1 protein-coding gene is annotated in these 3,117 nt (G+C 55.1%); it reads right to left on the reverse strand.

The features are described from left to right. The coding region (locus IRZ24_RS18600) for an AAA family ATPase (protein WP_297167691.1) at positions 1 to 2,660 on the reverse strand (2,660 nt) is incomplete at its 3' end. Between the last annotated feature and the right edge of the window lie 457 nt (positions 2,661 to 3,117).

Consider the following 3,117-nt stretch of genomic DNA (forward strand, 5'->3'; position numbering starts at 1 on the left):
CCCAATAACAGGCGGTGATAGGCATCATTGTTATAGGAAAGAGCCAGAAAATAGTAATTATGAGCATTTATAGCAATTTCTGCGGATTCTCTATAGAAATCCAGTGCTTGTAGTAAATTTCCATATTGAGCTGAAATATTACCTAGTTCAAAGATTGTAGCGCAGAGATCGCTCAGATTACCACATTGTCGTAGAGCATGTGCTGCCTCCTGGAGATGCTTTTCTGCCGCAGCAAGATCGCTACCTTCCATTGCCAGTGCCGCCCCCAGCAGACGTTGACCAGCAGCCATGAGCGCTATGCGCTTACTCTCATCGGGAGGATCAGGCACCGCCAGACCCGCTTCAGCGCAAGCAATAGCTTCTCGATAATTATTCATAATCAGTGCCAGCTCACCCAGCTCGAAATAGGCACTTTTCCAGGCAACGCGATCATCAAGCTGACACGCCAGGGCCAAGTAGCGACGGTACCAGCTAGCCGCCTGCTGAAGCTGTCCTAATGCGCGGTAGATCTGCCCCAAAGCTGCCGTCAGGCGCAGTTCCTCTTCTAAAGCCGCTGCTGGCGCTACCAGAGCGTAGAGCTGCTGCAGGAAAAGCGCGGCCTCCGTACTCACGTTTTCACGCACTAGCTCATCCAGCATTTGCAGTCCATAGCGACGCGCTCGTTCGCTATCGCCTCCCATGACGGCGTGCAGGGCAATCTGCCGCCGCGAAACCTCCGGCTGGAGTGCAGACCAGCGGTCCAACATCGCCGCTAGCTCACGATGAATCTGCTCCGCTCTCACTTGGCTGAGACGATGCATCACGGCTTCGCGTAAGAGCGCATGGGAGAGACTATAGCAGCGGGGAGCCGTTTCAACGAGCAGGCCACGCCAGAGCAGTTGATCAATGACAGATAAAAGATTTAAACCATGCATTTCTGGCATATCTTGCAAGATCTGCACGGGCAAAGGCTGATTAGCCACAGCCAGGACCTCGAGCACCATGCGCGCGTCAGCCTCAAGATCAATCAAACGCCAGAGCACCAAATCGTAGGCGGTCTCAGGCAGCGCGTGCATGGCTCGCCAACGTAGCCAGCGCCGTACATCCAGCCGGAGCCCCTCTTCGCTCTCGCTCAGTACCTCATCGGCCTGGAGCTGGCGCAGCAGCTCCAGCAGGATAAACGGGCTACCACCCGAGCGCTCATATAACCAGGACGGGAAAGTTGAAGCCACAGGCAAGGTTACAATACGCAGAGACTGCACCAGGGCAGCGACAGCCTCCAGCGTTAAGGGTTCCAGTGCAAGCACTTGTACATGTCCATGCCGCCGTCCAAGGGTCAGCAAACGCTGCAGGGCCGGCACCACTTCAATCGAGGAGCTAGTACCGATGAGCAGAATAGGAAGTTGATGAATGCGTACGGCAAGGAATCCAAAAAGCTGTAGAGTCGAGCTATTTGCCCAATGGAGATCATCAATTGCTAAAAGCAGCGGAGCCGTGCGCGCCAGGGAGCGCAGCATCTGCCAGAGTGACCACATAAAGCGCCCTTGCCCTTCCGGCAAAGCGCTGCCGAGAGCAGGCGAGGTCGCCGTGAGTGTATCCGCGAGAGAATCAAGGCCCAGACCCTGGAGCGCTTCTAGAAAAGGACCGTAGGCCAGCAACTCATCAAACGGTGAACAGGCTCCACGCAGAACAATCCAATGTTCAGAATGCGCCTCAAGGCGCCCCACCAATTCCTCTAGCAGACGTGTCTTACCACTGCCATCCTCGCCTTGGATCAAGACCGTTGTCCCCTGGCCAGTCGTCGCCACCTGCCTGGCCAGCTTCAGTAGATGACCAAGCGGCTCCTCACGCCCCACGAAAGGACGGGCCTGCCCGCCAGGCCCAGGTTGTCCCGCTCTCGTCCGCATGGCTTGAGCGCCTTCATACTGAGCGCTCCTATGACGCTCCGTCAATACCTCGCGCATTCGCTTCTGCAAATTAGCAGGGGGCGAGAGACCCAGCTCCTGCTGTAAGAGCTTCTCATAGCGAGCATACTGCAGCCATGCTCGCCCGATAGAGTGAGTGCGCAGATAGAGGTCAATCAGTCGGCACTGATCCGCCTCAGAGAAAGGATCTTCCTGGACGAGGCGCTGTAGATAGGCAATAGCCTCTTCCCAACGCCCTTCTTGCTCAGCAAAGGTCGCCAGCCGACGCAACGCTGCCTGGTAGCTATGGCTGAGGGCCGCCTCTTCTGCCTGCAACCACTCGTCGAAGAGGGGCGCCCCGTTGAGCGTAAAGCCCTGCAGCAGGGGCCCCCGATAGAGCTGCACCGCCTCTGATAGAGCCTGCTCGCTGCCTTGCCGCACAAGACGCCGGAAGCAGCGCAAGTCACAGACCAGCCAATCTTCAGCCAGAGAGACATAAGGACCATCTACTACCAGTGCCTCTGCCACGCCATGAGATTGGAGCGTACGGCGAATCACATAGAGATTCGAGCGCAACGAATGACGGGCATTATCCTCAGGCACATCACTCCAGAATAAGGCAGCCAGGTGCTCACGCGATTGGGGGCTTTCAGAAGCTGCTAAATAATAGAGGAGCGCTTGCGCCTTCTGGTGATGCAAAACCAATGGTGCCCCGGCGATACGTACCTCGGGCACACCAAGGAGACGAAAAAACAACCGCCCGGAAGACATGCTCATAGCCGCGCACTGCCGCTTGTTGCTGGCAATAATCCCTCCACTGCATGGAGAAAACCAACTGTCTTTTTAACTCTATCCCTATCCCCCGGCGTTTGCAAGAGCATTCCTACGGTCCTCCCAAAGAGCAAGCCAGGCGGAGAGCAAAACCGCAGCATTGAAGAGCAGATATCCCGCAACCCAGAATCAGTCTTCCAGCCCTCTCTCCCCCACCTCAGGTAATGCAAGAAATAACGCAGTCTTTACTTAGTAGGAAGAGGCAACACCATATCTTTTTCCAGATCAACATCTCTTCAGCACATCGGACAACTACACTTCTTGCATAAGTAAAAATACAGAGCGTGTCCTGATCCTCTCTTTATAGCGACAGAAGATAAGAATAGGACAAAAACGACATGCATAGTATATACATCTTGGGCAGTCAATCTGTCTGCTATAGCTTGGAGGTGAGAATAAAAGG

Origin of the sequence: Thermogemmatispora sp. (assembly GCF_019683755.1) — a bacterium.
Classification (GTDB): Bacteria; Chloroflexota; Ktedonobacteria; order Ktedonobacterales; family Ktedonobacteraceae; genus Thermogemmatispora.